The 2,206-nt window shown below is 38.8% G+C and carries 3 protein-coding genes; all 3 read right to left on the bottom strand.

The genetic code is table 11. The features are described from left to right. Window positions 1-299 (bottom strand): hypothetical protein (locus tag AC06OU_RS12540; protein ID WP_475856170.1); only part of this gene is annotated, 299 nt, incomplete at its 3' end. 78 nt (window positions 300-377) lie between these two features. After that, window positions 378-1,479, bottom strand: a protein-coding gene (prfB, locus tag AC06OU_RS12535) for a peptide chain release factor 2 (protein WP_340886063.1) whose coding sequence is annotated in 2 segments (ribosomal slippage) — window positions 378-1,406 and window positions 1,408-1,479 — 1,101 coding nt in all. Because the reading frame shifts where the segments join, the coding sequence is not laid out codon by codon here. Between the two features lie 28 nt (window positions 1,480-1,507). Beyond that, window positions 1,508-2,206 (bottom strand): SEC-C metal-binding domain-containing protein (locus tag AC06OU_RS12530; RefSeq protein ID WP_475856168.1); only part of this gene is annotated, 699 nt, incomplete at its 5' end.

Here is a 2,206-nt window from a genome sequence, read left to right as displayed (position 1 = left end):
AAAATAATGGTCCCTAGACTGACTGTATTAAAATATGCGGTACTGCTAGCAGTAATCGCAGCAAATAATATAATTATGTAAGGAAATATCTTAACAATCTCAATTGACTTTGACTTTCTAGCCAGGAAATAAAAAATTATGGATATAGCAAATGGTATACCTATAGAAAAGATAATTGCTGATTCGGCCTTTATGAGAACTTGAACTAAGAGTCCTAATCCTACTGCGAGGGCATAAGCCAAATAAAGGATTGTATTTTTTCTTAGCAAATCCTTTTTTTTCAATTCATGTATGTTCATATCCTTTTCCCCAATCCCCATATAAAATAGTAAAAATCCCATACTATTTTATTATAGCATGGGATTTTTTACCGTCTATTAATTTATTTTGGAACGTAAGTAGGCATGAATAAATGGGTCAATTTCCCCATCCACGACTGCATGGACATTTCCACTTTCCTCATTGGTACGGTGATCCTTAACCATGGAGTATGGGTGGAATACATAGGAACGAATCTGACTTCCCCATCCAATTTCTTTTTGTTCTCCACGAATTTCAGCAAGCTGAGCTTCCTGTTCTTCGATTTTTAATTGGTAAAGCTTTGATTTTAAAAGCTTCATCGCGTGCTCACGGTTTTTAATCTGTGAACGCTCTGATTGGCATGTTACAACCGAGTTAGTTGGTAAGTGAGTGATACGGACAGCGGAGTCCGTTGTATTGATATGCTGACCACCTGCACCAGTTGCACGATACGTATCAATTTTCAAATCTTCTGTACGGATTTCAATTTCAATCTCATCAGTAAATTCTGGCATAACCTCACAAGACACAAAAGAGGTATGTCGTCGACCAGACGAATCAAACGGTGAAATACGTACTAGACGATGTACACCCTTTTCTGCTTTTAAATATCCATAGGCGTTATGACCTTTGATCAGTAGCGTTACAGATTTAATACCTGCTTCGTCTCCTGGCAAGTAATCGATCGTTTCTACTTTAAAGCCACGTTTGTCAGCCCAGCGCTGATACATACGTAAAAGAATCGATCCCCAATCTTGGGATTCAGTTCCACCAGCGCCTGGATGTAATTCTAAAATAGCATTGTGCTTGTCATATTCCTCACTTAAAAGAAGTTGAAGCTCAAACTCTCCAAGTGCAGCTGTAAACTCTTTCAGCTCACTGCCAAGCTCCTCTTGCAATTCCTCATCAGGAACTTCTTTCAATAACTCTAACGTCATTTCTAAGTTTTCTTGTGTAGACATAAGGTCGTTGTATTGCTCCACTATGCCTTTTAAAGCGTTTAACTCATTGATGACCTTTTGAGCTCCTTGGGAATCATCCCAAAAGTCAGGGAAAGTCATTAATTCCTCTAGCTCTTGTATACGAACCTCTTTGTTTTCTAAGTCAAAGAGACCCCCTAAAGTCATTTAACTTGCCCGCCGTACGGTCTAATTCATTTCTTACAACTGAAATTTCTATCATTTTTTATTTCCTCCGAATATCTCTATTATCTAACTGCTCCGTGGCAATTTTTAAACTTTTCTCCACTACCACATGGGCATGGTTCGTTACGTCCCACTGTTGCTTGTTTGCGAACAGGTTTTTTCTTTACAGGACCGCCTTCTTCTTTTGGATTTACAGCTTGCCCTTTTGCTACCTCTTCACGCTCTAGGTTGTTACGAATTTCTGCTTTCATCGCATATTTAGCAACATCTTCTTGGACTGACTCAACCATTGCCTCGAACATTGCAAAGCCTTCACTTTGATATTCGCGAAGCGGATCTGTTTGACCATATGCACGTAAGTGAATCCCTTGGCGAAGCTGATCCATTGCATCAATATGATCGATCCATTTCGAGTCAATTGAACGAAGCAGTACAACTTTTTCAAATTCGCGCATACGTTCAGCTGTCATTTCTTCTTCTTTTGCATCATAGAAGGAGATAACTTCTTCTTTAATCTTCTCAATAACTTCTTCTTGAGAAAGATTTTCTAAAGTTTCTTGCGTAATAACACCCTCTGGAAGCATATTCGCTTGAATATAATCCTCTATCGCTTTGTAATTCCACTCTGCTTTATTTTCCGCGTTAGTGTGCGTAGTTACAAGTCGCTCAATAACAGCAAAAATCATGGTTTCCACTAAGTCACGCATGTTTTCTGTTTCCAGAACTTCATTACGCTCTTTGTAGATGATTTCACGTTGCTG

This window comes from Psychrobacillus sp., assembly GCF_056205495.1.
The sequence above is the reverse complement of the archived record's forward strand: the minus strand, read 5'-3'. Positions and strand labels throughout refer to the sequence as shown.